The sequence below is a fragment of the Microbacterium resistens genome (assembly GCF_021172025.1).
In the GTDB taxonomy this organism is placed as follows: domain Bacteria; phylum Actinomycetota; class Actinomycetes; order Actinomycetales; family Microbacteriaceae; genus Microbacterium; species Microbacterium resistens.
In genome coordinates, this window is sequence record NZ_CP082781.1 from 3030760 (window position 1) to 3056515 (window position 25756).

The window sequence follows — 25756 nt, forward strand, 5'->3', positions numbered from 1 at the left end:
CCCGCGTAGAGTGCCGACATGGGCGTGGTCGGGGCGATCGATTCCGCGGTCGTCGCCGCGGGCACCGCTCTCTGGCTGGACAGCCACGCGACGCCGCTCGCGTGGCTGGTCGCCCCGTGGGCGTCGTCGTTCTCGGCGCATGGATCGCCCGGAGCGCGGTGTCGGCGCCCCTCGCGCGCCAGGGGACGGCGGCCTCGTCGCCGCCGGCCGATCCGGCGGCGGGGCCGGACGACGAAGAGCCGCCGCGGCACCCTGCGCTGCGCGTGCGGGGACTGACGGCTCCGCGCGCGCCGGGGCGCGTTCTCGTGCGCGCCGTCGTCCTCCGCTGACTCCCGCCGCCGCAAGCGGGTTCCCGCGGCCGTGATCACGGGCGCCTCTGCGACCCTGACCGCCGAGCCCGGAGTCTCGCCATGCCGTCCTTTCCCTCCTTCGTCGTCGCCGTGCGTCCCCGCGCGGACCGCGCCCGCCGCCGCTGGCGGCTGATCCGCGCGCGGGCCTCGCGCCGACTGCGCCACCTCCTCCTCGTCCCGCTGGTCCGGGGCAGCTCTGCGGTGTACTTCGCGGCAACCGCCCTCGTCGGATTCGAGGGCGTCGAGGTGATCTTCGGGACCTTCCTGCTCGCGCCGGAGTTCGTGCCCGTGGCGCTCGGCGTCCTCGCCATGATCTGGCTCCTCCGCTCGCGCGCCGACCGGGTGAGGCGTCGCCTCCGCCTCGCCGTCCTGCGTCTGCGCCGGCGACGGGACCCACTCGGGTGCGGCGGGAGAGGCGCGGCCTTGCGCTCGTCCGGGCGCTGCCCCCAGACTGGCGTCGTCCGCGTCCGCCGACGAAGGAAGCAATGAACGCCACGAGACCGCACCGCGTCGTGGTCGTCGGCGGCGGCATCCTCGGGGCCTCGGCCGCCGCTCACCTGGCCCGTCGGGGAATGGCGGTGACCCTCGTGACCTCCGGCGACCTCGCCGACGGGGCGTCGGGTCGATCGCTGTCGTGGTTGAACTCCTCGGGGGAGCGGTCGGAGGCGTATCACCGGCTGCGGCTGCTCGGCATCGATCGCTACCGGACCTGGGCCGCGCGGCATCCGGACAGCGCCGACCACCTCCGGTTCGACGGGGCGATCAAGTGGGCGAGACCGGGATCCAGTCTGCAGCCGACCTTCGCGCGGGAGCGCTCGCGGGGGTACGACGCGATCTGGGTGCCGAGGAATCGGATCGCCGAGCACGCCCCCGACGTCCGTCCCGGCGCGGTCGCCGAGGAAGGGGCGATCGTCAATCCCGGGGAGGGATGGGTCGATCTCCCGCCGCTGGTCGCCGAGCTCGTGGCCGAGGCCGTCGCCGGAGGCGCCCGGCTCGTCGCCCGCACCGCGGTGCGGGCGGTGGCGACGGACGCCGGTGTCGTCGTCGGCGTGCGCCTCGCGGACGGCGCGGCGATCCCCGCCGACCATGTGGTCCTCGCCGCGGGAGCGGCCACGCCCGCCCTGCTCGCGACGGTGGGCGTCGCGCTGCCGGAGGCGACGGTCCCGTCGTGCATCGTGCACACCGCGCCGCTGGCCGAGCGCGTGCGGATGGTCATGAACACCCCGCGCGTGGCCGTCCGCCCCCTTCCCGACGGAGGCCTCGCGCTCGACTCGGGGTGGGCGGCGCGGACCGTGCGCCGCTCCGAGGACGGGACGTGGACGGTGCCCGCGGAGACCGTGACGGGGCTCCTCGACGAAGCGTCCCGCGTCCTCGCGCGGACGGAGAGGCTCCGGGCGAGGCGCGTCGCGGCCGGCCCGAAGCCGATCCCGGCGGACGGCGATCCGGTCGTGGGCGCGGTGCCCGTCGTGCCGGGGCTGTCGGTGCTGTTCACCCACTCGGGCGCCACGCTCGGGCTCATCCTCGGCGAGCTGCTCGCCGAGGAGATCGACACCGGGGCGGCCTCCCCGGTACTGGAACGGTTCCGGATCGACCGGTTCGACGGATCCGCCGCCGCAGGGCCCGCCGCGGACGACGACGCCTGGACGCCGGTCGTCCCGGCCTGACGCCGTCTCCGGCGCGAGTCTGCCGGCCTGCGGGACTCCCCGACTCGCCGAGTCGAGCCGGGATCGTTGTCCTCGCCACTATTGACACCGTTCCCAATCTGCGTCAGAGTACCTGTGTGGGAACGTTCCACATTCTTGGCCCGCAGGGCGATCCGACGCAGAGAAAGCGATGGCGATGAGCGACTTGATCCCGGTTCCGGACGACTTCGAGGCGTGCGTGCAGCATGCGATCGACCAGGACGGCAAGGCGCGGTCCCTGGTGGCGCGCGCGGTCGAGCGCGGTGTCGAGCGCGTCTACCTCGTCGGTTGCGGCGGATCGCACTTCGGCACCTACCCCGCGTTCGACCTGCTCGACCGATACGCGCCCGAGCTGGTCACCCAGCGGATCACCAGCGCCGAGCTCACCTCCCGCGCTCCGGTGGGGCTGGACGAGAAGGCGCTCGTCGTCGCGGCCTCGCACTCCGGAAACACGCCCGAGACCGTCGCCGCCGCGGAGTTCGCGAAGGCGCGCGGCGCGCTCGTCGCGGGCATCTCCCGTCAGGGGGACAACGGGCTGTCGCGGATCGGCGACGTCCACCTCGACTATCCGGACACCATCTCGATCACCGAGCCCAAGCTCGTGCACAACGAGCAGATCGCGGCGGCTCTGCTGGAGGCGTACGGCGCGCCGGAGAAGGCCGCCGACCTCCGTGCCGGCATCCCGGCGCTGCCCGGCGCGCTCCGCGCGGTGAAGGACGAGGTCGCGGACGCGGGGGAGCGCGTCGCCGACCTCCTCGCCGCCCCCATCGCGCCCCTCAGCTACATCGTCGGCGGCGGGCCCGCGTACGGCATGGCGAAGATGATGGCCTGGTGCTACTTCCAGGAGATGAGCTGGATGAACTCCGCCGCCATCAACGCGGGGGACTTCTTCCACGGCCCGCTGGAGATGGTCCTCGAGGACACCACCGTCGTGACCCTGGTGGCCGAGGACGACAGCCGCGCGCTCGGCGAGCGCGTCGTCCGTTTCGCCGAGGCCCGCACGCGCAACTCGGCCGCCGTCGACACGGCGGGCTTCAGCCTTCCGGGCATCCCCGCGGCGGCGCGTCCGGACCTGAGCGTCCTCGCCCTGATGAGCGCGGAGCGGCGCGTGCTCGACCATGTGGCCGCTCGGCGGGGGCACGACACCTCCCAGCGTCGCTACATGTACAAGATCGCCTACTGAGCGGGGCGGGAGCGACCGATGAGAGTCCTCGGTGCCGGTGACAACGTCGCCGATCGATACCTGCATCAGGCGATGATGTACCCGGGCGGGAACGCGGTGAACGTCGCGGTGTTCGCCGCCCGGCTCGGCGCGCGGGCCGGCTACCTCGGGGTCCTGGGGGACGATGCCGCAGGCCGCCAGATCCTGCGGGCCCTTGAGGCGGAGCACGTCGACACCGCCCTCACGCGGGTGGTCCACGCCCCCAACGCCACCGCGGACGTGGAGCTGATCGGCAACGATCGCGTCTTCCTGCGCTCGGATCGGACCACGGCGCTGTTCGACCTGGACTCCGCGCAGCTGGAGGCCATGGCGGCGTTCGACGTCGTGCACTCGGGCTACGCGGGGCCGCTGCTCGATCGCATCCCGGAGATGGCGGCGCGGACGCGGGTCTCCTTCGACTTCGGCAGCCGATTCGACGAGGCGTCCGTCCTTCCGTACTTGCGGCACCTCCACCTCGCCAGCTTCTCGGGCGGCCACCTGGCGGAACCCGAGGCGAGGGCGCTCGTGGCGCGCGCCCTCGACGCCGGTGCCGAGCATGCGCTCGTCACGATGGGGGCGGCGGGCGCGCTCCTCGGATCCGCCGAGGGCATCCGCCACCAGGAGGCGGACCGGGTGAATGTGCGAGACACTCTCGGAGCGGGAGACGCGTTCATCGCCGGAGTCCTGGTGGGACTGGGCACCGGACGCAGCATCCGCTCGACGCTGGTCGCGGCGAGCGCCCATGCCGCCCAGGTGTGCCAGGTGAACGGCGCGTTCGAGCACGGCATCCCCTTCGACGCGGAGGCCGTACGGCGCCTCCACTCGACCGACGACAGCAACGACGACCAGGAAGAAGCGGTGACGGCATGACCCTTCGCATCGGAGTGGACACGGGAGGAACCTTCACCGATGTCTGCGCGTTCGACGAGGAGACGGGACGCGTCCACGTGCGCAAGGTCTCGAGCACCCCGGACGACCCGGGTCGGGCCATCGTCCAGGGGGTCACGGAGATCCTCGATCAGATCGGCGGGCGCGAGATCGGCGAGGTGGGCTACTTCGCGCACGGCACGACCGTCGGCACCAACGCGCTGCTGACGGGGCGCGGCGCGCGCACCGGACTCATCACGACCCGCGGGTTCCGCGATCTGCTGGAGCTCGGACGAGGGCGCCGGCCGAGCATGTACGACCCGCAGGCGGACAAGCCGACCCCGCAGGTTCCTCGGCACCTGCGGATGGAGGTCACCGAGCGGGTGAGGCACACCGGAGCGGTCGAGACGCCGCTCGACGAGGCCGACGTGCGCCGGGCCGTCCGGGAGCTGCGGGAGGCGGGGGTCGGCGCGATCGCCGTCTGCCTGCTCTACAGCTACCTCAACCCCGACCACGAGCGGCGCATCGGCGAGATCATCCGCGAGGAGATGCCGGACGTGTACGTCTCGCTCTCCTGCGACGTCCTACCGGAGTTCCGCGAGTACGAGCGGTTGTCGACGGTGGTGACCAACTCGTACGTCGGTCCCGTGGTCGCGAACTACCTCGCCCGGCTCCGCGGCGTCCTCGCCGACCGAGGGCTGACGGCCGTGCCGCACGTGACGCAGAGCAACGGCGGCGTGATCCCGTTCTCGACCGCCGAGGCCCTCCCGGTGCGCCTGGTCCTGTCCGGGCCGAGCACCGGCGTCGTGGGCGCCGCGCAGATCTGCACGGCCGCCGGCTTCGAGGACATCATCACCTTCGACATGGGCGGCACGTCCTCCGACATCTCCCTCGTTCAGGAGGGGCGGCCGAAGGTCACCGCCGGGATGGAGCTGGACGGGCGTCCCGTGCGCTCGCCGATGCTGGACATCCACACGGTCGGCGCCGGCGGCGGGTCCCTCGCCTGGATCGACAGCGGAAACCACCTGCGCGTCGGGCCGCAGAGCGCGGGGGCCTTCCCCGGTCCCGCGTGCTACGGCAACGGGACCGACGCGGCCGTCACCGACGCGAACGTCGTCCTTCGGATGCTCAACCCGGACTACCTGTTGAACGGCCAGATGAAGATCGACCGCGAGGCGTCGGTGGCGGCCGTGGCCCGGCTGGCCGAGCCGCTGGGACTCTCCGTCGAGGAGGCCGCGCTCGGGATCCTGCGCGTCGTCACGGCGAACATGGCCAGGGCGATCCGCGTCGTCAGCGTCCAGCGGGGATACGACCCCCGCGCCTACGCCCTCGTCCCGTTCGGTGGCGCCGGTCCGCTGCACGCCTCGCGCCTCGCCCGCGAGCTGGGCATGAAGACCATGGTCGTCCCGGAGATCCCCGGCGCCCAGTCGGCTCTCGGCCTGCTCATGACCGATGTGAAGACGGACTTCATGCGGACCCACATCACCCGCGTCGACGAGTCCACGGCCGCGGACGTCGACGAGGTCTTCGACGAGCTCACCGAGCGCGCCGCGGCCTGGTTCGTCGAGGAGGAGGTGGAGGAGGCCGGGCGTACGCTGCGGCCCCGACTGGATCTCCGCTACCGCGGCCAGAACTTCGAGCTCGCGGTGGAGGTGCCCGCGGGGCACCGGTTCGCGCGCGACGGTGTCGACGCCGTGATCGAGCTGTTCCACGAGGCCCACGAGCGGGTGTACGGCTATCGCTCGGAGGACGCGACCGTGGAGATCGTCACGTTCCGTCTCGAAGCGTCGGGCTCGGCGGCCCACGTGGACGTCCGACGCGACGAGATCCACGCCTCCGAGCCGGAGAAGGCGATCATCGGCACGCGCAGCACCTGCTTCGACCCCGCGGAGGGCTACGTCGACACCCCCGTGTACGACCGCGCCCGTCTGACCCCGGGCGACGTCGTCACGGGCCCCGCCATCGTGGAGCAGATGGACACCACGACGGTGCTGCTGCCGTCCGACGTCTGCCGCGTGGACGCCTATCGGAACCTCATCGTGGAGATCGGAGACCAGTCATGACCGCCATCGAGTTGGACGCGGTGCTCGTCGAGGTCGTGGGCTCAGCGCTCTCGACGATCGTCGAGGAGATGAGCGAAACCCTGGTGAAGGCGGCGTACTCGCCGAACATCAAGGAGCGCCGCGACTGCACGGCGAGCCTCTTCGACGCCGAGGGGCAGGCCATCGCCCAGGACGAAGGCGGCTCGCCGCTGCACCTGGGCTCGTTGATGGGGATCGTCGCCGCGCTGCGCGCGCAGTACCCGATGGAGCAGATCCGGCCCGGGGACGTCTTCATCGGCAACGACCCGTACACCGGCGGCGGATCCCATCTTCCCGACATCGTCCTCGCGACGCCGATCTTCGTCGGCGGGGAGCTGCGCGCCTGGGCGGCCACGCTGGCCCATCACGCGGACTTCGGCGACCGGGGGCACGCGCACATCTTCCAGGAGGCCATCCGGATCCCGCCCGTCCACCTCGTCCGGGAGGGCGTGCGGCAGGAGGAGCTGCTCCAGCTGATCCTGCTGAACTGCCAGGTGCCGGAGGAGCGCATCGCGGACTTGCGCGCGCAGGAGGCGGCGCTGCGGGTGGCCGTGACGCGCTACGGCGAACTGTGCGAGCGCCACGGCACCGAGGTCGTCCAAGCGATCGGCGCGGAGCTCCTGGATTACACCGAGCGACGCACCCGTGCGGCGATCGCGGAGTTCCCCGACGGGGAGTACTCCTTCGAGGACCGCTTCGACTGCCCGGAGCTCGACGACGAGCTGGTGCTCCGCGTGCGCATCGTCGTCAGCGGCGACCGGATGCTGTTCGACTTCGCCGGGAACCCTCCGCAGGTGCGGGCGAGCGTCAACGTCGTGTGGACCGGTCTCTACGCCGCGGTGTACTACACGATCAAGACGATGATCGATCCCGACATCGCGCCGAACGCGGGCCTGTACCGCCCGGTGACGATCGAGGCGCCGGAGAACTCGATCGTGAACTGCTCGGCCCCCGCCGCGGTCAACGGCCGCAGCGAGACCTGTCAGCGGATCGTGGACCTCATCCAGGGGGCCCTCGCGGAGGCCGTCCCGGAGCGCATCACGGCGGCGTCGAACGGTGCGAACACCGGCGTGCACTTCTCCGGCCACGACCCGGCACGGGGCCGGGACTTCGTCTACCTGGAGACGATCGGCGGCGGAAGCGGCGCCCGTCACAACAAGGACGGCCTCGACGGCGTCCAGGTCCACATGACCAACACCTCGAACCTCCCGGTGGAGAGCCTGGAGACCGAGTATCCGCTCATGGTGGAGGCCTACGAGTTCATCGAGGACTCCGGCGGCATCGGGGAGCACCGCGGCGGGATGGGGATCCGTCGGCGGATCCGGGCGGAGGCCGCGGACGTCCACTTCTGGCTGGACACGAGCCGCCAGCGCTCGCAACCGTGGGGCGTGTTCGGCGGGGGCCCCGGCGCCTCGGCCCGATGCGTGCTCAGCGAGGGCGCCCGCCCCATCGACCATGGATACACGGTGCTGCAGCCCGGGCAATGGGCTTCGATCGAGACCGCGGGCGCCGGCGGCTACGGGGACCCGTCCGCGCGGGAGGAGCACGCGCTGGAGGCAGACGTCCGCGACGGCCGCGTTTCGGAGGCCACCGCGCGGCGCTATCGCGCCTGAGCGATCCGCGTCACCGCGGGGCGGCGGAACCGCGCACCAGCAGCTCGGCAGCGAGCATCTGGCGCCGCGGCTCCGCCGTCCCGCCGCGGATCATGCCGACGAGAGTCGTGGTGGCGGTCGCCCCCAGGCGCTGTCGCGGCTGCTCGACCACGGAGACGGGCGGCTGCACCATCGTCGTCCAGTCCTGATCGTCGAAGCCGATCAGGGAGAGGTCCTCGGGGATGCGGAGTCCGCGGGAGCGGATGCCCCGATAGGCGCCCGAGCTCAGCACCGCGTCGGTGGCGTGGAGGGCCGTGACGTCGGGGGAGCGGTCGAGGAAGGCCTCGACCGCCTCCTGGGCGAGCTCCGTGGTGTAGCCGGAGCGGATGATCAGGTCCTCGTCGATGGCGATCCCGGCCTGGCGCAGCGCCCGGAGATAGCCGATCAGGCGTTGCGCGGACGGACGTAGCAGCGACACGTCGGAGCCCTGGCCCGGACCCTCGGTGAAGGCCTCCAGGGTGGAGTGCACCTGGACCGCCTCGGTCAGCAGAGCGATCCGGCGATGCCCCAGCTCGATGAGCGAGCGGACAGCCTGCTCCGTGGCGTCGACGTGGTCGATCGAGACGAGCGGCAGCTCCTCCAGCCCGGGCATCCGGCGGTCGAGGAGGACGATGGGCATGCCCTCGTTCTGCAGCCGGATCAGCGCCGAGGGCTCGGGCTGGAACACCGGTGCGATGACGATGCCGTCGACACGCTGCTCGGCCAGCAGCTCCAGCGACCGCGCCTCGATGTCGGCGTCGTTGTCGGTGTTGCTCACCAGGACCTCGAAGCCTGCCGCTCGGGCCGTGTCGGTGAGTCCTCGCAGGACCGCGGAGAAGAACGGGATCGCTACGTCCGGCACGACGATGCCGATCGTGTTCGTGGCGCCGGACTTCATGGCCCTGGCCAACTGGTTGGGCCGGTAGCCCAGGCGATCCGCGGCCTCGAGGACCTTCTTCCGGGTGACGTCGCTCGCCGATCCGTTCTGCGCGAGCACGCGTGCGGCCGCCGACTTCGACACCCCCGCGGCCCGGGCGACGTCGATGATCGTCACTGCTCCGTGCGCCATGCGTGGTTCCCCCTCGGTCGATCGCATCGTAGCGGACGGGATCGCGCCGGCCCGGCCGCAGATCACCGCACGGTAAATCTTCCCCCATGATATTGACATCGTTCCCAACGTGCGTCAGAGTGGGACGGAAGCCGGTAGGGAACGTTCCCAAACCGGTTCGGATTCTCGCAGTTCTCCCAACGACGAAGACAGGAGGAGGAGGTTCACCGCAGAACCGGGCAGGACGCCTCGGAGCACCCGAACGGCTCGAGGCGACCGTGCCAGGAGCTCGGCATCGCCGCCGAGGACGACGCTCTTCCTCACGCCCCACGGGGCCCTCAAGGACGGAATCACAGCTATGGACAGTCTCATCACCCGACGGCTCGCCGCAGGCCGGTCCCGGCGCGGCGCGCGCCTGATCGCCCTCGCCGGCGTCGCCACCATGACCGCCACCCTGGGGCTCGCCGGTTGCGCGAGCGATCAGGGCGCGGCGGCCGGCGGCGGGGAGGCGGCCGCCGATCAGACCCTCTCGATCGGATTCTCGGCCGAGCCCCCCGGCTTCAAGACCGGTGTCGACCAGGGCTCGGCGAACCGGCAGCTCATCACGCTCGTGCGTCGAGGCCTCCTCTCCTACGGGCCCGACGGCGCGGTCGTGCCGGCCCTGGCGTCGGAGTACGAGGTCAGCGACGACGGACTGACGTACACCTTCACGCTCCGGGACGGACTGGCCTTCTCCACCGGTGAGGAGCTGACCTCGGAGGACGTCAAGCGGACGTTCGAGTTCCTGGCCGTGCCGGAGAACGGCGCCGCCGACCAGACCTCCTTCGCGAACATCGCCGCGATCGACACCCCCGACGACACCACCGTCGTGCTCCGTCTGACGGAGCCGCAGACGGCTCTGCCCAAGGTCATCGCGAATCCGCTCAACGCGATCGTGCCGGAGGAGGCCGTCGCCGCCGACGGGACGCCGATCGGGGCCGGGCCGTTCATGGTGACCGAGTACAAGAAGGGCGTCTCCTACACGCTGGAGGCGGACCCGAACTATTACGACGCCGATGCGGTGCAGCTGGACGAGATCGACATGACGTTCATGGCCGACGCGCAGACGCGGGTCAAGGCGCTCGTCAGTGGTCAGGTGCAGTTCATCGACTACGTCCCCGCGGCCGACTACGCGACGCTCGAGAACGCGAACGGCATCACCCTCGACACGGCGCACGGTCTGTACGGGGCTCTCCAGTTCAACCTCACCGAGGGGCCGCTGGCGGTGCCGCAGGTCAGGCAGGCCATCGCGTACGCGCTCGATCTGGAGGCGCTGAACGAGGTCGGGACGCTCGGCTACGGAACCTCCAACGGCGGTCTGCCGATCCCGGAGGACAGCGAGTACTTCGACAAGGAGCAGGCGTCCCACTTCGCCCAGGACGTCGACAAGGCGAAGGATCTGCTCGCTCAGGGCGGGTACCCCGACGGCGGGTTCAGCCTCACCCTGCTCACCAACTCCCAGTACTTCGGCTACAGCGAGCGCGCACAGGTCATCAAGAGCGATCTGGAGGAGATCGGCATCACGGTCGAGATCGAGACCGGCGACTACGCCAACCAGATCGCCAAGGGCAACAGCGGGTCCTACGACCTGATGATCGGCGGCCCGCCCGCCGCCATCAACGACCCGTCGGCGCTCACCGGCGCGTTCATCGGCGGACCGACGTTCGTTCGCAGCTTCGGCATCGACCAGAACCTCTACGCCGCACTGCTGGACGAGGGCGCGAAGACCCCGGACGGCCCGGAGCGCGAGGCGATCTACCGTGAGATCGGGGAGATCTACCTCGAGGACGTGCCCTTCGTGACGTGGGGCCAGGGCGCCGCCGCCTACGCGTACTCGGACGCCCTCGAGGGCTTCGAGATGCTCAGCGGGCCGATCGTCTACTCCTCGATGTACAGCCTGGCCGGGGCACGTCTCACGAACTGAGTCGCGCCGCCACGGCGTCCCGGGATCGGATGGGTTCTCAATGATTCGCTACATACTGCTTCGGCTCGGACTCGGTGTCGTCACCGTCTGGGGCGTCGTGACGGCCGTCTTCCTGGCGCTGCACGCCGTTCCGGGCGGGCCGGCGGCGATCATCCTCCAGGGAGGCGCCGGCGGCGGGGACGTCAACCCCGCCGCCGTCGCGGCCCTGGAGAAGGAGCTCGGGCTGGACCGCCCGCTGCTGGTGCAGTACGTGACGTATCTGGCGGACCTCATCCGGGGCGACCTCGGAGACTCGATCAAGTACTCGGCGCCGGTGACGGAGATCATCGCCGCTCCGCTGGGCAACACCGTGGTCCTCGTGATCATGGCGCTGGTGATCGGCGGCGCGGTGGGCATCGCGTTCGGGGTGCTCTCGGGCAACTGGCCGGGCAGCGTCCTGGACCGGGTCCTGTCCGGGCTCATCTCGGTCGCGGTGTCCACGCCGGGCTTCGTGATCGCGATCTTCCTGTCCCTCGTCGTCGGCCTCGGCCTCGGCTGGTTCCCCTCCCTCGGGTACCGCGCGCCCGAGGACGGCATCGGGCCGTTCCTCTACCACGCCTTCCTGCCGAGCCTGGCGCTGTCGTTCGGCTTCCTCGCGATCGTCGGTCGTGTGACGAGGACGTCGATCCTGTCGGTTCGGCGGGAGGACTGGGTGCGCACGGCCAGGGGGATGGGGCTTGCGCCGGGACGAGTGTTCCGGCGTCACGTCTTCCGCAATGCGCTGAACCCCGTGGTGACCGTCGCCGGCCTGCAGCTCGGCGGCCTCCTGGGCGCCACGGTGCTCATCGAGCAGGTGTTCAACTGGCCGGGCATCGGCGGAACCCTGCTGAACGCCATCAACGGGCGGGACTATCCGCTGGTGCAGGGGATCGTGATCCTCTTCGCCGTCGTGTTCATCCTGACGAACCTGCTCGTGGACCTCCTGTACCGATTCCTCGACCCCCGAGTGGAGGGGTGACCCCGATGAAGACCGCCGTCCGTTCCCTGTGGAGAAGGTCCAGTCCCGGACTCTTCGTGACGAGCTGCGTGATGCTGCTCGTCGTCCTGTTCATCTTCGTCTACCCGATCCTCAGCCCGGTGAACCCGCTCGCGCAGGACGTGGCCAACGCGTTCGCGCCGGTGGGAACCCCGGGGCATCCGCTCGGAACCGACAATCTCGGCCGCGACACCTTCGCCCGTCTCGTCGTCGGGCTGCGCACGGAGATCATCGTCTGCGCGTCGGGGACCCTTCTCGCCGCCCTCCTCGGCACGCTGATCGGCATCCTGGCCGCGTACTTCCGCGGACTCGCCGACCTCCTGCTGATGCGGACGGTCGACATCGTCCTCGCCTTCCCCAACCTCGTCTTCGCGATGCTGATCGTGTCCCTGTACGGGGCCAGCGACCTCACCGTGGTAGCGGTGTGCACGATCGCCTTCTTCCCGAGCTTCGCGCGGCTGACCTACGGCGAGGTGCTGTCGCTGCGCCAGGCGCTGTACGTGGAGTCGGCGGAGCTGTTCGGCGGGACCCGCTGGCAGATCATCCGCGGACCGCTGCTGCGGGGCGTGGGGCCGCTCGTGCTCGCGCAGGGGTTCCTCACCCTCGCGTTCGCCGTCGGCCTGGAGTCGGGCCTGAGCTTCCTCGGACTCGGGATCACCCCGCCGCGACCGTCGCTCGGCCTCATGATCGCGACCGGACAGCAGTACTTCATGCAGAGCCCGTGGCAGCTCCTGATCCCGAGCATCGTCCTCGTCGCGCTGCTGGTCTCGCTGGGGTACGTCGCGGACTGGGTCCGCGATCTGCTCGACCCGCGGGGCGTCACGCGTCGCCGCCGGACCGGGCGATCGCCGCTGGGTCAGGGAGGCACCGGCACGCCGGTCGGACAGGGGGTCAACGCATGAACGCACAGGACGACATCCTGCTGGAGGTCACGGACCTGGAGATCGCCGTCGACGGCACGCCGATCGTGCACGGCGTCTCCTTCACCGTGGCGCGTGGTCAGGTCGTGGCCCTGGTGGGCGAGTCCGGCGCCGGCAAGTCGATGACGGCCATGGCCGTCCCCGCCCTCCTTCCGCCCGGGATCTCGCGGGCCGGATCGATCCGCTTCGACGGGGTCGAGCTCATCGGGGCCACGGAGGCGGAGATGCGCCGGCGCCGGGGAGCGGAGATCGCCTGCGTGTACCAGGAGCCGATGACCGCGCTGAACCCGCTCCACACCGTCGGCGACTTTCTGTCCGAGGCCATCGGCGCGCATGAGGGCCACGGCCGCGGGCGCCGACGTGAGCCGCAGGAGCTGCTGGACCTCGTCGGCCTGGGCGGCCACGACGACCTGCTGCGCCGCTACCCGCATCAGCTCTCCGGCGGGCAGCGGCAGCGGATCATGGCGGCCGGCGCCGTGGCATGGGAGCCCAAGCTCCTGATCGCGGACGAGCCGACCACCGCCCTCGACGTCACCACCCAGCGGAACCTCCTGTCGATGTTCCGTGAGCTCGTGCAGCGGGAGCGCATGGGCATGGTCTTCGTCACCCACGACATGGGGGTCGTCGCCGACATCGCCGATGCCGTGGTGGTCATGCGGCACGGCCGCGTCGTCGAGGCGGGTGACGTGTTCTCGATCTTCGAGAACCCCCAGCACGAGTACACCCGTTCGCTGCTCGCCGCCGCGCGCGTGCTGCACGGCGCGGAGAGCGCCGAGGCGACGCCGCCCGAGGGGGAGTCCGAAGACGCGGCGGACCGCGGCCCCGCGATCGAGGTGCGCGATCTCGTCGTGGAGTACCGGCGGCGGGGTCTGCGCGCCCCGCACGCCGGGGGAGGACGCGGCGCCGCCGTCCAGTCCGCTCGCCTGACGGTGGCGCGGGGGGAGACGCTCGGCATCGTCGGGGAGTCGGGATCCGGCAAGTCCACGATCGCCCGGGCGATCCTGGGCCTCGCCCCCGTGACCGGCGGGTCGGTCACGCTGGCGGGCACGGAGCTGGTCGGGCTGCGGGGGCGGCGGCGGCGCAAGGCGCTCTCGCGACTGGGCGTCGTGTTCCAGGATCCGACCTCGTCGCTCGATCCCAGCCTCCCGCTGTGGCGGGTGGTGACCGAGCCCCTGTGGCGCAGCGGCGCGGAGCGCGACGCACGTGAGCTGCGTCGCCGCGCGAGGGACCTGCTCGCCGACGTCGACCTCGACCCGGACTGGATCGACCGGCGCCGTCACGAGCTCTCCGGCGGGCAGCGGCAGAGGGTCGCCATCGCGAGGGCGGTCTCCCACCGGCCGGACGTGCTCATCGCCGATGAGCCGACCTCGGCGCTGGACGTCACCGTGCAGGTGACCGTGCTGGAACTGCTCGCGCGTCTCCAGCAGGAGCACGACTTCGCCTGCATCTTCATCAGCCACGACCTGTACGTCGTCTCGACGATCTCGGACCGCGTGCTCGTCATGAAGGACGGCAGGGTGGTCGAGGACGGTCCCACCGCGGACGTCATCCACGATCCCGAGAACGAGTACACGCGCACCCTGCTCGGCGCGATCCCCGTGCCGGACCCGGCGGTCCAGCGCGCGCGCCGGGAAGCGGGCGACCCGCGATGATCGTCCGGACGTGCGGGCACGAGGAGGAGTCATGAGAGCCGAGTACGCGACGCCCGGTCGGTTCGGGGCCAAGCAGGTGGCGACCGGGTCCGCCGGGATGGTCGTCAGTTCCGAGCCGATCGCGGTGGAGGCCGGGGCGGCGGTGCTCCGGGACGGCGGCAACGCCCTCGATGCCGCGCTCGCCGTCGCCGCGACGCAGCTCGTCACCGAGCCGCACATGACGGCGATCACCGGCGGGGTCTCCCTCGTCTACCGCGAGGCGTCGACGGGGGTCGCCGCCTACTTGTCGGGCAACGTCAACGCGCCGCTCGCCCCCCTGCCGGACTTCGGCGGAGCCGACCTCACCCGCGCCCGGGGCGTGCCCGTTCCCGGATGGTGGCCGGCCTTCACCGCCGCGCACGAGCGGTTCGGGACGATGCCCGTGGCCCGCCTGCTCGCCCCGGCCATCGACGTCGCCCGTGAGGGATTCGCGGTCTCGCCCTACCTGTTCGGCGAGATGTACAACGCCCGGCAGAACCTGGGCCGCGATCCGCAGGCGCGGGAGATGTACTTCCGCGACGGATCGCTCATCGGCCCGGGGCAGGAGCTGCGGCAGGAGCGCATGGCGCGGACCCTGGAGCGGCTGCGCGACGAGGGCATGGACTACTACCTGGGCGACTTCGCCCGCGCGTTCTGCGCGGCGAGCGACGCCGACGGGGGCGTGATCACCCCCGAGGACTTCCACGCGTACGAGCCGGAGTGGGCGGACCCGGTCCGCGGGACATACCGGGGGTTCGAGATTGTCGGGTCGGCTCCGCCGGATGACGGCGGCCTCCAGCTGGTCGAGGCGTTCAACATCCTGGAGAACCTCGACCTCGCCGCGCTCGGCCCGGCCAGCGCCTCTCCCGAGACGCTCTCCGCGCTCATCGCCGCCCACAACGCGGTGTATTACGCCGCCCCGCGGGAGCGGCGGTTCCGCGACGACGCGCGGGTCATGGACGTGCTGCTGTCCAAGGAGTACGGCCGGCAGCGCTTCGCCCTCCTCGACACCCTCGCGGGGCCCGCGGGGACGGCGCCGCCGACCCCCGGGACGATCCACCTCTCGGTCATCGACGCGGCGCACAACGTGGCCACCCTGACCCACTCCCACATGGCGTCGCCCTGGGTGAACGGCCTCTTCGCCGAGGGCTTCCAGCTCGCCGGCGGCGGATCCTTCTTCCAGCGGGTCATGCCTCAGCCCGGCGAGCGCGCCACGATCTACCTCGCGCCCAGCATGGTGCTGCGCGACGGCGCCCCGGTGATCGTCGCAGGGTCTCCGTCCGTGTCCCTGGTCGCCTGCGTGCTGCAGAACCTCGTTAACCTGATGGACTTCGGAATGCCGATCGAGCAGAGCGTCGCCGAGCCCAGGTTCGGCGCCCGCCCGCACGAGCCCGCGCGAGGCTGGGTTCCCGGGACCACCCTGGAGTCCGGCTTCCCGGACGCGATCCTGCAGGACATCCGTCGATGGGCTGGTCGGAACCGGCTGTGGACGCGCGAGATCGGTCCCTGGAACTCCATGACGGGGAACTTCGACGGCATCACCGTCGACCCCGTCACGGGAGAGATGCGCTCGTGCGGGGATCCGCGCCGCATGGGCGTGGCCGTCGCCGTCTGAGCGCGACCGGGCAGCGCTCCGCCCCGACCCGGTCCGGCGCGGATATCGTGTGTCCCGTGACCACCTCGTCGTCGCTGGACGCCGAACGGCTCCTCGCCAGAGAGCGCGACCGTGCCCTGGCGGACATGGACTGGACGGAGCTGCCCCCGGATGCGGTGCGCGGCCGGTTCGCCGCGCCGAGCGGTGAACTGGCGGTCGTGTCGATGGGCGATCCACAGGCCCCGCGGGTGGTCCTGGTCCCCGGCGTCACCGGGTCGAAGGAGGACTTCGTCCGGATGATGCCGATCCTGGCGTCCGCCGGCCACCACGTGCAGTCGTTCGACCTCGCCGGGCAATGGGAGTCGTCCGCGGCGGGTCCCGCGCCGGGGCGGCCGTTCACCGAGGAGCTGTTCGCGGAGGACCTGGTCGCGTTCCTCCGGGCGGGCCCGCCCGCGCACCTGCTCGGCTACTCCTTCGCCGGGATCGTCTCGCAGCTCGTCGCCGTCCGTCATCCGGAGCTCATCCGCTCCCTGGCGCTGCTGACGACGCCGCCCGGATCCGGCAACGTCTTCCGCGGCATGCGGGTGCTCGGGCCTGCGGCACCGCTGGCGAGCCCGAGGACCGGAGCGTCGCTCATGATCTGGGGGATCATGACGAACAAGAACCGGGTGCCGCCCGGACGACTCGCCTTCGTGCGCTCCCGGTTCGCACGGACGAGCCGCCGCAGCGTCGACGACATCATCGGGCTGATGATGCGCACACCCGACCGGCGTGCGGCGGTGCGCGCCCTGGACGTGCCCAAGCTCGTCGCGGTGGGTCGCCGCGACCTCTGGCCGCTGTCGGCGCACGAGCGCTTCGCGCGCGCGATCGGGGCGGAGATCCGGGCATACGACACCGGCCACAGCCCGTGCGAGACCACGCCCCACGAGCTGTGCCTGGACCTCCGGGAGCTCTACCTCCGCGCGGCGTGAGCCGCCCGCAGCGCTCGCCGGTGCCGCATGGCGCGTGCGCCGGACGGATGCAGGCGCAGGGTGGGCACGACGCGGGAGAGCCGTCGGCGCAGAGACGGCCAGCCGTCGAACGGGCGCGCCGAGACGTCGACGATCAGGTCGGGGAGGTAGCGGACCGTCATGTCCGGTCGGATGTGGAACGAGAGGTCGAGGTCGTCGTGGATGCCCGGGTCGTCGCGGTGCACCTCGGCGCTCAGCGTCCGCCAGGCCTCGGCACGCATCGCCATGTTCGATCCGTAGAGAGGCGGGTGTCCGAGGTAGGGGGTGAGGACGCCGTACATGCCGCCGATATAGAGGTGGCGCCCCGCCCACCGCACCGCGGCGGAGGCGCCGTAGAACCGGGCGCCCCCGGTGACGAAGTCCGGCGGCGGGTCGCCCTCGAAGGCGCGCTCCAGCGCGGCGAGCCACCCCGGCCCCGGCACGGAGTCGGCGTCCAGCCGGGCGATGACGTCTCCGGTCGCGGCGTCGTAGCCGGTGGCCGCGGCCCGCGGGATGCCGACGACCGGCTCCGCGACCACCTGGGCGCCGTGCCGTCGCGCGACGGCGGCGCCGTCATCGGAGCTCGCGTTGTCCACGACGACGACCTCGTCGGCCCGGCGGCTCTGCGCGGCCAGCGCCTGCAGGCACGCGTCGAGCATCCTCGCGTCGTCCCGCACCGGGATCACCACGCTCATCCGCACGATGACGGCCTCCTCGTCCGATCCTCCCCGTCGTACGCTACGCCCGGGCCGCCCCTCCGCGGCGGACCGGCGGCGGCTCAGCCGCGCCGGCCGCTGCGCTCCGCGGTGCGCACGACCTCGGTGCGCATCTCCTCGAGCGTCCTGCCCTTCGTCTCCGGCACGAAGAAGTACACGAGGAGCCAGGAGAGCAGGGCCATGACCGCGTACACGGCGTAGCTCCCCGGCAGCGACAGGTCGCGCAGGGTCGGGAACGTGAAGTTGAGGACGACGCCCGCGATCCAGTTGGCCGACGCGCAGACCGAGAGCGCGACGCCGCGGATCCGGTTCGGGAACATCTCGCCGAGGAGCACCCACACGACCGGGCCCCAGGAGACCGCGAACGACACGACGAAGAGGTTCGCCGCGATGAGGGTGACCGGGCCCCAGGGGCCCGGGAGGGCCGGGGCGCCGTCGACGATCGTCGCGGTGGAGAACCCGATCGCCACCACGACGAGGGCGACGAACATCCCCACCGATCCGGCCAGGAGGAGCCGGCGACGACCGAGGCGGTCGATGAGCAGGATCGCGACGACGGTCGCGACGACGTTCACGAAGGAGCTCAGCACCGACAGGCCGAACGCCGCCTCCTCGTCGAACCCGACCGTCTGCCACAGCGAGGTGGAGTAGTAGAAGATGACGTCGATCCCGACGAGCGCCTGCAGCGCGGCGATCCCGATCCCGACCCAGACGAGCGGGAGGAAGCCTCGTCGGCGGTCGACCACGTCGCGCAGCCGCCCGCTCGGGCGCTCGCGCAGAGTGGCCTCGATGTCCTCCGTGGTCCGTCGGGCCTCGTCCTCGGAGACTCCGAGGAGGCGCACGAGGACGCGGCGCGCCTGCTCGCTGCGGCCGCGGGCGACGAGGTGGCGGGGCGACTCCGGCACGGAGAAGGCCACGACGAGGTAGACGATCGCCGGCACCACGCCGGCGATGAACATCCAGCGCCACGCGGGAAGACCGAGGAACAGCTGTGCGTCGGCGCCGCCCAGCGTCATCGCGATGCCGGTGTCGGACAGCAGCGCGGCGAAGATCCCGAGGACGATCGCCATCTGCTGCATCGACGACAACCGGCCACGGAACTTCGCTGGCGCGATCTCGGAGATGTACAGGGGCGCGATCACCGTGGCGAAGCCGACCCCGTAGCCCGTGAGCAGGCGCCACAGGGCCAGGTCCCACAGGCCTTGCGAGAGGCCGCAGCCGATCGCGGCGACGAGGAAGACGGCGCCCGCGACCGCCATCGTCCGCGGTCGTCCGATCCGGTCCGCGACGCTCCCGGCGCTCAGCGAGCCCAGGGCCGCGCCGACGAGCGTGACGGCGACGACGACGCCGAGCCCCACCGCGGAGAGGCCGAAGTTGTCCTCGATGGCTTGGACGGCGCCGTTGATGACGGCGGTGTCGAAGCCGAAGAGGAAGCCGCCGACGGCGGCCGCGACGGAGATGACGACGACGCGGGAGGTGAGGCGACCGCCGTGCGGCCGAGGAGGGAGGGAGTGGGTCACGGGGAACTCCTCTTGTCGATTGTCGACCACTGTGGTCAGGGGGAGACGGGAAAGGCGATCGTCGTCATCAGGGCGTTGGCCGCCTGGCGCGAGTCGAGCCGGGTGTGCTGCACGACGATCGGCCGGTCCGAGCGGATCACCAGGCAGTAGTCGACGCCCGGCGGCACGGATTCCGGGTCGTCGAGTCGGTTCACCTGCTGGTGGAACGCGCGGCGGGCGGGCGCGACGAGCCGGTAGGGCCCCGCCGGCTCCCGGTCGGCGAAGTACACGAGGACGATGATCTGCGCGTCCTCATCGCCTGCGTTCAGGACGCAGAAGCTCTCGTGGCTCTGCAGCGCGGGGTCGTCGCCGGTGCTCCCCGGAGGGATGCATCCATCGGCGATGACCCAGGTCCGTGCGCCGAGACCGGCGCGGTCGTCCCGCACGTCAGAAGTCATTCGCGCTCCGGGCCATCAGGCCGCCGTCGCACACGAGGTGACTCCCCGTGACGTACGAGGCGGAGTCCGAGAGCAGCCACAGGCAGGCCTCGGCGATCTCGTCCGGCCGCGCCATCCGCCGCAGCGGGATCTGATCCTCGGCGCTCGCCCGGAGACGCTCCCGCTCGGCTTCCAGAGCGTCGCCGCTGAGCCCGAAGTAGAGCATCGGCGTGTCCGTGGCCCCGGGGACCACCGCGTTCACGCGGATCCCGTCGTCGGCGAGGTCGATGGCCGCCGCGCGCACCAGTGCGGACACTCCGCCCTTCGAAGCGCCGTAGGCGGCGTTGGACCCGCCGGCGAACCCGGTGAACGCGGACGGGGAGGACAGGCACACGATCGCGCCGGGGGAGCGCTGGGCCCGGAACCGTCGTGCGGCCTCCTGGACCGTGTGGAAGACCCCCGTGAGATTGACGTCGACGACCCGTCGCCACAGGTCCTCGGGGATCTCTCCGAGCCGGGCGTTGCGCTCGATGCCCGCCGCGGCGACGACGCCGGTGAGTGGTCCGAGCTGCTCGGCGGCGGCGACCACGGCGGCGGACACATCCTCCTCGCGCGCGGTGTCGGCGGTGAGGACCGCGATCCCGGCCGCGCCGAGGGACAGGGCCTCCTCGCCGGCGGATCGCCCCGCCTCGGGGTCCACGTCGACGATCGCGATCGCGGCGCCGCGCGCGGCGGCCGCGCGGACCACGGCGCGACCGATCCCGCTCGCGCCGCCGGTGACGAGGACGACGTCCGTCATGACCGGGGTGCCTCCGATTCCGTGAAGTGGGTGCGGATGTGGTGGGCGACGACCTGCTCCAGCGCCTCGGTGTCGCCGGCGCGCAGGGCGGCGAGGAGCTCCCGGTGCTGCGCGGCGATCTCGGAGGCGTCCTGGTAGTAGCCGGCGTCGCGGCGGAAGTACGCGCGGACGCGCGGCTGGATCGACCGCCAGATCTGCAGGCAGTGCGGTTGCGCGGAGTACGTCACGACGGCCTCGTGGAACCGGACGTCCTGGTCCGCGAGCGCCGTCGCGTCCCCGGCGGCCGCGGCCTTCTCCATGTCGGCGATGATCGTCTCCAGCTGCGCCAGCCGCTCCTCCGTCAGGAGCGGGACGGCCTTGCGGAAGGCGTACTGCTCGAGCGATATGCGCACGGGGACGAGGACGTTCTCGATCTCCTCCTGCGAGACCCCGAGCACCTCCGTCCCCCGGTACGGGTAGGACACGACCAGGCCCTCCTGTTCCAACTGACGCAGCGCCTCGCGGACGGGGGCCCGGCTGGTGCCGAGCTGCTGGGACAGGGCGATCTCGGTGAGCTTCTGACCGGGCTGGAGCTGGCCCGAGGTGATGGCGTCCCGCAGCCGATCCGCCACGGCCTCTCGGCGAGAAGCGACGGGGATGGGCGGAAGACTGTGCAGATCGGACATGGCCGGAGCGTAACACGATTGCACTTTGTCGACATTCCTGCTCATCGCGCACTCAACCGCCGACCGGGGCGCAGGGCCGTGCGGTGCCCGTCGGCCACCGCCGGCACGCCGTTGACCCAGACGTGGCGGGCCGCATCCGAATAGCCGTCGGGCACGGAGAACGTGTCGACGGACGCGAGTCGGACCGGATCGAACACGACCAGGTCGGCGACGGCTCCGTCGCGCACGACGCCGCGGTCGCGGATGCCGAAGTGATCCGCGACCGCTCCGGTCATCTTGTGGATCGCCGTCGCCATGCTCAGCGTCCCGGTCCGCAGCACGTGGTGGGACAGGTAGTGCGTGTGCCCGTAGGAGAAGAGGGGGTGGCGGGTCCGCGCCGCGAGCGGGCCGTCCTGGCGGCTGGTGTAGGCGTCCACGCCCAGGAGGAAGTCGTCGTGGCCGATGGCCTCCGCGAGGTGCTCGGGGGTGAACAGCTCGCCCAGGAGCTGGACGGCGCCCATGTCGGCTCCGGCGGCGACGAGGACGTCGAACAGGGCGTCCCATTCGTCCTTCCCCGTGGACTCCGAGATCTCCGGGAACGACAGCCCCTCCAGGGTCGGAGTGGCCGGGCTCACCCCCAGGCGGACGCGATGCCATTCGCCGCGGTGGAGGAAGCGCCAGTACCGGTCCGCGTCGGCGCGGACCCGCGCGCGCACCTCGGGGTCCCGCAGGAGCCGCGCCGCCGCGATCGGGCCGTCCGCCAGCAGCCAGTCCGGCAGCAGCCCGGTCGCGAGCCCGATCCCGTCGGGGTACGGGGTCATGTCGGCGCGCACGGCGGTGCCGCGGTCGCGTTCCCTGCCCAGGCGATCGACCGCGCGGAGCCAGGCGTCCTCCTTCGCCCCGGTGCCGTGGCGCACGTTGAGGTGGGAGAGCTGCGCGCGCACGTCGCCGGCGCGCACGACGGCGAAGAACTCGTCCACGGCCTCGGCGAGGGCGCTGTCGCGGTTGCGGATGTGGCTGGCGTACATGGCCCCACGGTCGCCGAGGACGCGCGCGAGCCGCTGCAGCTCGGCGGTGTCCGCGAAGCGTCCGTCGCCGTACTCCAGCCCGCTCGACATCCCGATCGCGCCGGCGTCGAGGGCCTCCCGCAGCCGGCGCTCCAGGGCAGCGTCGAGGTCCACGCCGGTGTCGTCCGCGTCCGCGCGGGCAGCCCGGCGCAGTCCGGTGTGGCCGACGAACCACAGCAGGTTCTGCGCCGTGCCGCCCCCGTGCACGTGCGCGAGGTAGTCGTCGAAGGCCCGCCAGGACACCTCGCCCTCGAAGCCGAACGCGGCGAGCGCGGCACGGGTGGCGGCGGCGTCGCGGTCGGCGACCGGCGCGTACGTCACGCCGCAATTGCCCACGATCTCGGTGGTGACGCCTTGATGGATGGTGCTCAGCGCGTCCCGGTTGCCGAGGATCGACCAGTCGCTGTGGCTGTGCGGGTCGATGAGGCCGGGCGTGAGCAGCATGCCGTCCGCGTCGACGATCCGCACCGCCTCCGTCCCGTTGCCGGGAGGGAGCACCGCGATCCGGTCGCCGAGGATGCCGACGTCGCGCCGCTGCGGGGGGCGGCCGGTCCCGTCGAGCACGTCGGCACCGGTGATGAGCGTGTCGAGCATCAGAGCACCTTGCTCAGGAAGGCTCGGGTGCGCTCCTCGCGAGGCGAGCCGAACAGCGCCTCGGGGGCGCCGGTCTCGACGATGCGCCCCTGGTCCATGTAGATCACGCGATCGGCCACCTCGCGTGCGAAGCCCATCTCGTGCGTGACGACGACCATGGTCATGCCCTCGGCCGCGAGCTCCTGCATGACGGCGAGGACCTCGCCCACGATCTCCGGGTCCAGCGCGGACGTGGGCTCGTCGAAGAGCATCACCCGCGGCTGCATGGCCAGTGCGCGGGCGATCGCCACCCGCTGCGCCTGACCGCCGGAGAGCGAGCCGGGGTAGGCGTCGATCTTGGCGCGGAGACCGACCTTCTCCAGGAGAGTCTCGGCGCGGGAGCGGGCCTCGTCGCGGGAGACCGCCAGGACCTTGCGCGGGGCGAGCATGATGTTGTCGCCCACCGTGAGGTGCGGGAAGAGGTTGAAGGACTGGAACACCATCCCGACGTCCCGCCGCACGGCCTCCAAGTCCGCCTTGGCCTCGTCCGGCCCCAGGCGGTGGCCGTTGATCTCGATGGCGCCATGGCTCGGCTTCTCGAGGCCGTTCATGCTGCGAAGCAGCGTGCTCTTGCCCGAGCCCGAGGCGCCGATGACGCAGACGACCTCGCTCTCGGCGACCGTGCACGAGATGCCGTGCAGGACCTCGGTGTCCCCGAAGCTGAGACGCAGGTCAGTGACAGTGATCATCGGCGGGCTCCTTTGGCCGGGGTCAGGGCGTCGCCGATCTTCGGCGTCGCGACGCGCACGCTGAGTCGTCGCTCGTAGCGGCGCGCGAGAGAGGTGAGGGCGAAGCAGATGACGAAGTACACCGCTCCGACGATGAGGTAGGAGGAGATGGGCTGGCCGGTCTGCGACGCGACGATGTTCCCGGCCCTGGTGAGCTCGATCAGGCCGATCACGGCGACGAGCGAGCTGTCCTTGATGAGGATGACGAGGAAGCCGATCCCGGGCGGGACGATGATCTTGGCAGCCTGGGGGAGGATCACCCACCGCAGCCGCGAGACGTAGGAGAGGCCGAGCGCCTCCGCCGCCTCGAACTGGCCTCGGGGGATCGCCTGGATGCTGCCGCGCACGATCTCGCTGACGTACGCCGACGCGAACACCGACAGCGCCACGACGGCGGCCCAGTACTCCGGGACGTTGCTCCCCGGGGACAGCAGCGGCAGGCCGAAATAGACGAAGAAGATGATGAGGAGGACGGGGACGCCGCGGATCGCGCCGACCCAGATCGCCCCGATCCACCGGAGGACCCGGACGGGGCCGGTCGAGGCGATCCCGAACAGCAGGCCCAGCGCGCCGCCGAAGAGGACGGAGAGCGCGCAGATCTGCAGGGTGACGATCGTCCCCTGGAGGACGAGCGACAGGTCCTGGCCGTCGAGGGGAGTGAACATCAGGCCACCTTCCAGCGGACTCGGGATTCGAGGGCACGGGATCCTGCCGCGATGACGAAGGCGACCGCGAAGTACATGAGCCCGCCGACGACGAAGGTCTCGATCGTGCGGAACGTGGTCGTGGTGATGCCCATCATCACGTGCATGAGCTCGGGCACGGCGACGACGGAGGCGATGGACGAGGCCAGGAACAGCAGGATCACCTGGTTGGTCATCGCCGGCGTGACCGCGCGCAGGGCCGGGGTGAGCAGCAGGTGGACGAACGTCGTGCGGCGGGAGAGGCCCAGTGCGGCGGCGGCCTCGCCGAGGCCCTTCGGCAGGGAGGCGAATCCGGCGCGGTAGATCTCGGCGACGTACGCGGAGTGGTTCACGCTCAGCGCGATGATCCCTGCGGTGACGGGGTCCAGGTTGACCCCGACCGACGGGAGAGCGAAGTAGACGAGGTAGAGCTGGAGCAGCAGCGGTGTGTTGCGGATCACCTCGATGTACACCGCACCCAGCCAGCGCGCGGGTGCCACGTGCGACACGCGAGCGAGGTGGACGAGGATCCCGAACACGCTGCCGATCGCCACCGCGGCGAGGGTGACCAGGATGCTGACGCCGAGGCCGGCCAGCAGCACGCCGGCGTAGGGGAGGAGGTCCCCGAAATAGAGTTGCATTCTTCCTCCGGACCGGGTGGCGCCGCGCGCCACCCGGCGTCGTGGGTCACTTGATCAGGTCGGGGACGTCCGTGCCGAGCCACTCGTTGTACGAGTCGTTCGCCGCGTCGCTGATGTTGTAGTTCAGGAGGAAGTTGTTCAGATAGTTCAGCCAGAGCTGGTCGCCCATCTTGACGCCGAAGGAGACCACGGAGGGGCTGAGCTCGGGGGCGTCCACGATCGTGAACTCGTCCGAGTCGGCCACGATCCCCGCCGCGACGGAGTGGCTCTCCATCAGCGCGTCGACCTTGGCGCTGCGCAGCGCCTGTACGGAGTCGGCGACCGCCTCGAACAGGCTCGCCTTCGCCTCGGGGAAGCGCGACTCCAGGATCGTCGCGGGCACGCTGCCGCGGGTGGCCGCGACCGTGCGCCCGGCCAGGTCGTCGTAGGAGTCGATGTCGCTGCCCTTCGGCACGAGCACGACCTGACCCTCGGCGGCGTACGGGCGCGTCATGGCGACCACCTGGGCCCGCTCGTCGAGGTTCGTCAGGGCGGCGATGACGACGTCCACCTTGCCGGTCTCCAGCAGCGGGATCCGGTTCGCGTTGGTGGTCGACACGAACTCGATCTCGGCGCCCAGGGAGTCCGCGAGGGCCTGCGCCTTGTCGATGTCGAAGCCCTCGTACTCGCCGGAGCTGCTGAGCACCCCGTACGGCGGAGCATCCGCGAAGACGCCGACCACGAGCTTCTTGGAGGTGAGGACCTTCGTCAGGATGCTCTCGCCCGCACTCGTCGCGGACGTGGTCGGGGAGGTGCAGGCCGTCAGCGCGGCTGCGGCGAGGACGGCGGCCGCGCCGGCGGTGATCCATCGGGTGTACTTCATCGTGCTGCCCTTCTCTGGGTGGGTGTTCTCACGCGC

Annotated in this window: 24 protein-coding genes; 13 read left to right on the top strand and 11 right to left on the bottom strand. The window is 71.5% G+C overall.

The window, feature by feature from the left end; translation table 11 throughout:
• Positions 1–101 precede the first annotated feature (101 nt).
• The 7 genes from K8F61_RS14375 (at position 102) to K8F61_RS14405 (ending at position 7794) form a co-directional block, all read left to right on the top strand.
• Positions 102–329, top strand: coding sequence for a hypothetical protein (locus K8F61_RS14375; RefSeq protein WP_231819597.1), 228 nt, complete (start codon positions 102–104; stop codon positions 327–329).
• Positions 330–410: 81 nt separating this feature from the next.
• Positions 411–839, top strand: coding sequence for a hypothetical protein (locus K8F61_RS14380; RefSeq protein WP_231819598.1), 429 nt, complete (start codon positions 411–413; stop codon positions 837–839).
• Entirely contained in the window at positions 836–2014 is a 1179-nt protein-coding gene (locus tag K8F61_RS14385) for an NAD(P)/FAD-dependent oxidoreductase (protein WP_231819599.1), read from the top strand. The genes K8F61_RS14380 and K8F61_RS14385 overlap by 4 nt, the downstream gene beginning before the upstream one ends.
• A 175-nt stretch (positions 2015–2189) precedes the next feature.
• The gene (locus K8F61_RS14390) at positions 2190–3215 is read left to right on the top strand and encodes an SIS domain-containing protein (protein WP_231819600.1); all 1026 of its coding nucleotides are present in this window, start codon (positions 2190–2192) and stop codon (positions 3213–3215) included.
• 18 nt (positions 3216–3233) lie between these two features.
• Entirely contained in the window at positions 3234–4103 is an 870-nt protein-coding gene (locus K8F61_RS14395) for a PfkB family carbohydrate kinase (RefSeq protein WP_067244990.1), read from the top strand.
• Positions 4100–6163: a hydantoinase/oxoprolinase family protein gene (locus K8F61_RS14400; protein ID WP_231819601.1), complete on the top strand. Its 2064-nt coding sequence runs from the start codon at positions 4100–4102 to the stop codon at positions 6161–6163. The genes K8F61_RS14395 and K8F61_RS14400 overlap by 4 nt, the downstream gene beginning before the upstream one ends.
• Entirely contained in the window at positions 6160–7794 is a 1635-nt protein-coding gene (locus K8F61_RS14405) for a hydantoinase B/oxoprolinase family protein (protein ID WP_219085258.1), read from the top strand. Before K8F61_RS14400 ends, K8F61_RS14405 begins: the two co-directional genes overlap by 4 nt.
• A gap of 10 nt (positions 7795–7804) precedes the next feature.
• Here K8F61_RS14405 and K8F61_RS14410 read toward each other — a convergent pair whose 3' ends face one another.
• Positions 7805–8881 (bottom strand): LacI family DNA-binding transcriptional regulator, encoded by a 1077-nt coding sequence (locus tag K8F61_RS14410; protein ID WP_169797667.1) that lies wholly within the window; start codon positions 8879–8881, stop codon positions 7805–7807.
• Between the two features lie 337 nt (positions 8882–9218).
• On the opposite strand from K8F61_RS14410, the gene K8F61_RS14415 reads away from it, so the two are divergent.
• Genes K8F61_RS14415 through K8F61_RS14440 form a run of 6 tightly spaced genes read left to right on the top strand, consistent with a single transcriptional unit; the run spans position 9219 to position 16993 of the window.
• A complete protein-coding gene (locus tag K8F61_RS14415; protein WP_219085259.1) occupies positions 9219–10823 on the top strand; it encodes an ABC transporter substrate-binding protein in 1605 nt (534 codons plus the stop codon).
• 40 nt (positions 10824–10863) lie between these two features.
• Positions 10864–11820, top strand: a complete 957-nt coding sequence (locus tag K8F61_RS14420; RefSeq protein ID WP_067244979.1) for an ABC transporter permease — start codon at positions 10864–10866, stop codon at positions 11818–11820.
• A gap of 5 nt (positions 11821–11825) precedes the next feature.
• Entirely contained in the window at positions 11826–12740 is a 915-nt protein-coding gene (locus K8F61_RS14425) for an ABC transporter permease (protein ID WP_084344464.1), read from the top strand.
• Positions 12737–14410: a dipeptide ABC transporter ATP-binding protein gene (locus tag K8F61_RS14430; protein WP_231819602.1), complete on the top strand. Its 1674-nt coding sequence runs from the start codon at positions 12737–12739 to the stop codon at positions 14408–14410. The genes K8F61_RS14425 and K8F61_RS14430 overlap by 4 nt, the downstream gene beginning before the upstream one ends.
• Positions 14411–14441: 31 nt before the next feature.
• The gene (locus K8F61_RS14435) at positions 14442–16043 is read left to right on the top strand and encodes a gamma-glutamyltransferase (RefSeq protein ID WP_219085261.1); all 1602 of its coding nucleotides are present in this window, start codon (positions 14442–14444) and stop codon (positions 16041–16043) included.
• Positions 16044–16099: 56 nt separating this feature from the next.
• Positions 16100–16993, top strand: a complete 894-nt coding sequence (locus tag K8F61_RS14440) for an alpha/beta fold hydrolase (protein WP_336246423.1) — start codon at positions 16100–16102, stop codon at positions 16991–16993.
• Here K8F61_RS14440 and K8F61_RS14445 read toward each other — a convergent pair.
• From K8F61_RS14445 to K8F61_RS14490, 10 genes are all read right to left on the bottom strand, one after another.
• On the bottom strand, positions 16975–17706 hold the full coding sequence (locus tag K8F61_RS14445) for a glycosyltransferase family 2 protein (RefSeq protein ID WP_067244969.1): 732 nt from the start codon (positions 17704–17706) through the stop codon (positions 16975–16977). The two genes, K8F61_RS14440 and K8F61_RS14445, sit on opposite strands and share 19 nt — an antisense overlap.
• An 83-nt stretch (positions 17707–17789) precedes the next feature.
• Complete coding sequence (locus K8F61_RS14450) at positions 17790–19247, bottom strand: sugar porter family MFS transporter (RefSeq protein ID WP_231819603.1); 1458 nt, start codon at positions 19245–19247, stop codon at positions 17790–17792.
• 35 nt (positions 19248–19282) lie between these two features.
• Entirely contained in the window at positions 19283–19684 is a 402-nt protein-coding gene (locus K8F61_RS14455) for a sensory rhodopsin transducer (protein ID WP_231819604.1), read from the bottom strand.
• Complete coding sequence (locus tag K8F61_RS14460; RefSeq protein WP_231819605.1) at positions 19674–20462, bottom strand: SDR family NAD(P)-dependent oxidoreductase; 789 nt, start codon at positions 20460–20462, stop codon at positions 19674–19676. The genes K8F61_RS14455 and K8F61_RS14460 overlap by 11 nt, the downstream gene beginning before the upstream one ends.
• Positions 20459–21127, bottom strand: coding sequence for a GntR family transcriptional regulator (locus K8F61_RS14465; RefSeq protein ID WP_067244960.1), 669 nt, complete (start codon positions 21125–21127; stop codon positions 20459–20461). Before K8F61_RS14465 ends, K8F61_RS14460 begins: the two co-directional genes overlap by 4 nt.
• Before the next feature lie 41 nt (positions 21128–21168).
• On the bottom strand, positions 21169–22767 hold the full coding sequence (locus K8F61_RS14470) for an N-acyl-D-amino-acid deacylase family protein (RefSeq protein WP_231819606.1): 1599 nt from the start codon (positions 22765–22767) through the stop codon (positions 21169–21171).
• A complete protein-coding gene (locus tag K8F61_RS14475) occupies positions 22767–23495 on the bottom strand; it encodes an amino acid ABC transporter ATP-binding protein (RefSeq protein ID WP_231819607.1) in 729 nt (242 codons plus the stop codon). Before K8F61_RS14475 ends, K8F61_RS14470 begins: the two co-directional genes overlap by 1 nt.
• Entirely contained in the window at positions 23492–24199 is a 708-nt protein-coding gene (locus tag K8F61_RS14480) for an amino acid ABC transporter permease (RefSeq protein WP_231819608.1), read from the bottom strand. Before K8F61_RS14480 ends, K8F61_RS14475 begins: the two co-directional genes overlap by 4 nt.
• Positions 24199–24858 (bottom strand): amino acid ABC transporter permease, encoded by a 660-nt coding sequence (locus K8F61_RS14485; RefSeq protein ID WP_231819609.1) that lies wholly within the window; start codon positions 24856–24858, stop codon positions 24199–24201. Before K8F61_RS14485 ends, K8F61_RS14480 begins: the two co-directional genes overlap by 1 nt.
• A gap of 46 nt (positions 24859–24904) precedes the next feature.
• A complete protein-coding gene (locus K8F61_RS14490) occupies positions 24905–25720 on the bottom strand; it encodes a transporter substrate-binding domain-containing protein (protein WP_219085269.1) in 816 nt (271 codons plus the stop codon).
• Positions 25721–25756 lie beyond the last annotated feature (36 nt).

Excerpts from the sequence above, each read along its gene's own strand:
- K8F61_RS14380 (WP_231819598.1), top strand. The coding sequence starts at position 411 with ATGCCGTCCTTTCCCTCCTTCGTCGTCGCCGTGCGTCCCCGCGCGGAC.
- K8F61_RS14385 (WP_231819599.1), top strand. The coding sequence starts at position 836 with ATGAACGCCACGAGACCGCACCGCGTCGTGGTCGTCGGCGGCGGCATC.
- K8F61_RS14390 (WP_231819600.1), top strand. The coding sequence starts at position 2,190 with ATGAGCGACTTGATCCCGGTTCCGGACGACTTCGAGGCGTGCGTGCAG.
- K8F61_RS14395 (WP_067244990.1), top strand. The coding sequence starts at position 3,234 with ATGAGAGTCCTCGGTGCCGGTGACAACGTCGCCGATCGATACCTGCAT.
- K8F61_RS14400 (WP_231819601.1), top strand. The coding sequence starts at position 4,100 with ATGACCCTTCGCATCGGAGTGGACACGGGAGGAACCTTCACCGATGTC.
- K8F61_RS14405 (WP_219085258.1), top strand. The coding sequence starts at position 6,160 with ATGACCGCCATCGAGTTGGACGCGGTGCTCGTCGAGGTCGTGGGCTCA.
- K8F61_RS14410 (WP_169797667.1), bottom strand. The coding sequence starts at position 8,881 with ATGGCGCACGGAGCAGTGACGATCATCGACGTCGCCCGGGCCGCGGGG.
- K8F61_RS14415 (WP_219085259.1), top strand. The coding sequence starts at position 9,219 with ATGGACAGTCTCATCACCCGACGGCTCGCCGCAGGCCGGTCCCGGCGC.
- K8F61_RS14420 (WP_067244979.1), top strand. The coding sequence starts at position 10,864 with ATGATTCGCTACATACTGCTTCGGCTCGGACTCGGTGTCGTCACCGTC.
- K8F61_RS14425 (WP_084344464.1), top strand. The coding sequence starts at position 11,826 with ATGAAGACCGCCGTCCGTTCCCTGTGGAGAAGGTCCAGTCCCGGACTC.
- K8F61_RS14430 (WP_231819602.1), top strand. The coding sequence starts at position 12,737 with ATGAACGCACAGGACGACATCCTGCTGGAGGTCACGGACCTGGAGATC.
- K8F61_RS14435 (WP_219085261.1), top strand. The coding sequence starts at position 14,442 with ATGAGAGCCGAGTACGCGACGCCCGGTCGGTTCGGGGCCAAGCAGGTG.
- K8F61_RS14445 (WP_067244969.1), bottom strand. The coding sequence starts at position 17,706 with ATGAGCGTGGTGATCCCGGTGCGGGACGACGCGAGGATGCTCGACGCG.
- K8F61_RS14455 (WP_231819604.1), bottom strand. The coding sequence starts at position 19,684 with ATGACTTCTGACGTGCGGGACGACCGCGCCGGTCTCGGCGCACGGACC.
- K8F61_RS14460 (WP_231819605.1), bottom strand. The coding sequence starts at position 20,462 with ATGACGGACGTCGTCCTCGTCACCGGCGGCGCGAGCGGGATCGGTCGC.
- K8F61_RS14465 (WP_067244960.1), bottom strand. The coding sequence starts at position 21,127 with ATGTCCGATCTGCACAGTCTTCCGCCCATCCCCGTCGCTTCTCGCCGA.
- K8F61_RS14470 (WP_231819606.1), bottom strand. The coding sequence starts at position 22,767 with ATGCTCGACACGCTCATCACCGGTGCCGACGTGCTCGACGGGACCGGC.
- K8F61_RS14475 (WP_231819607.1), bottom strand. The coding sequence starts at position 23,495 with ATGATCACTGTCACTGACCTGCGTCTCAGCTTCGGGGACACCGAGGTC.
- K8F61_RS14480 (WP_231819608.1), bottom strand. The coding sequence starts at position 24,199 with ATGTTCACTCCCCTCGACGGCCAGGACCTGTCGCTCGTCCTCCAGGGG.
- K8F61_RS14485 (WP_231819609.1), bottom strand. The coding sequence starts at position 24,858 with ATGCAACTCTATTTCGGGGACCTCCTCCCCTACGCCGGCGTGCTGCTG.
- K8F61_RS14490 (WP_219085269.1), bottom strand. The coding sequence starts at position 25,720 with ATGAAGTACACCCGATGGATCACCGCCGGCGCGGCCGCCGTCCTCGCC.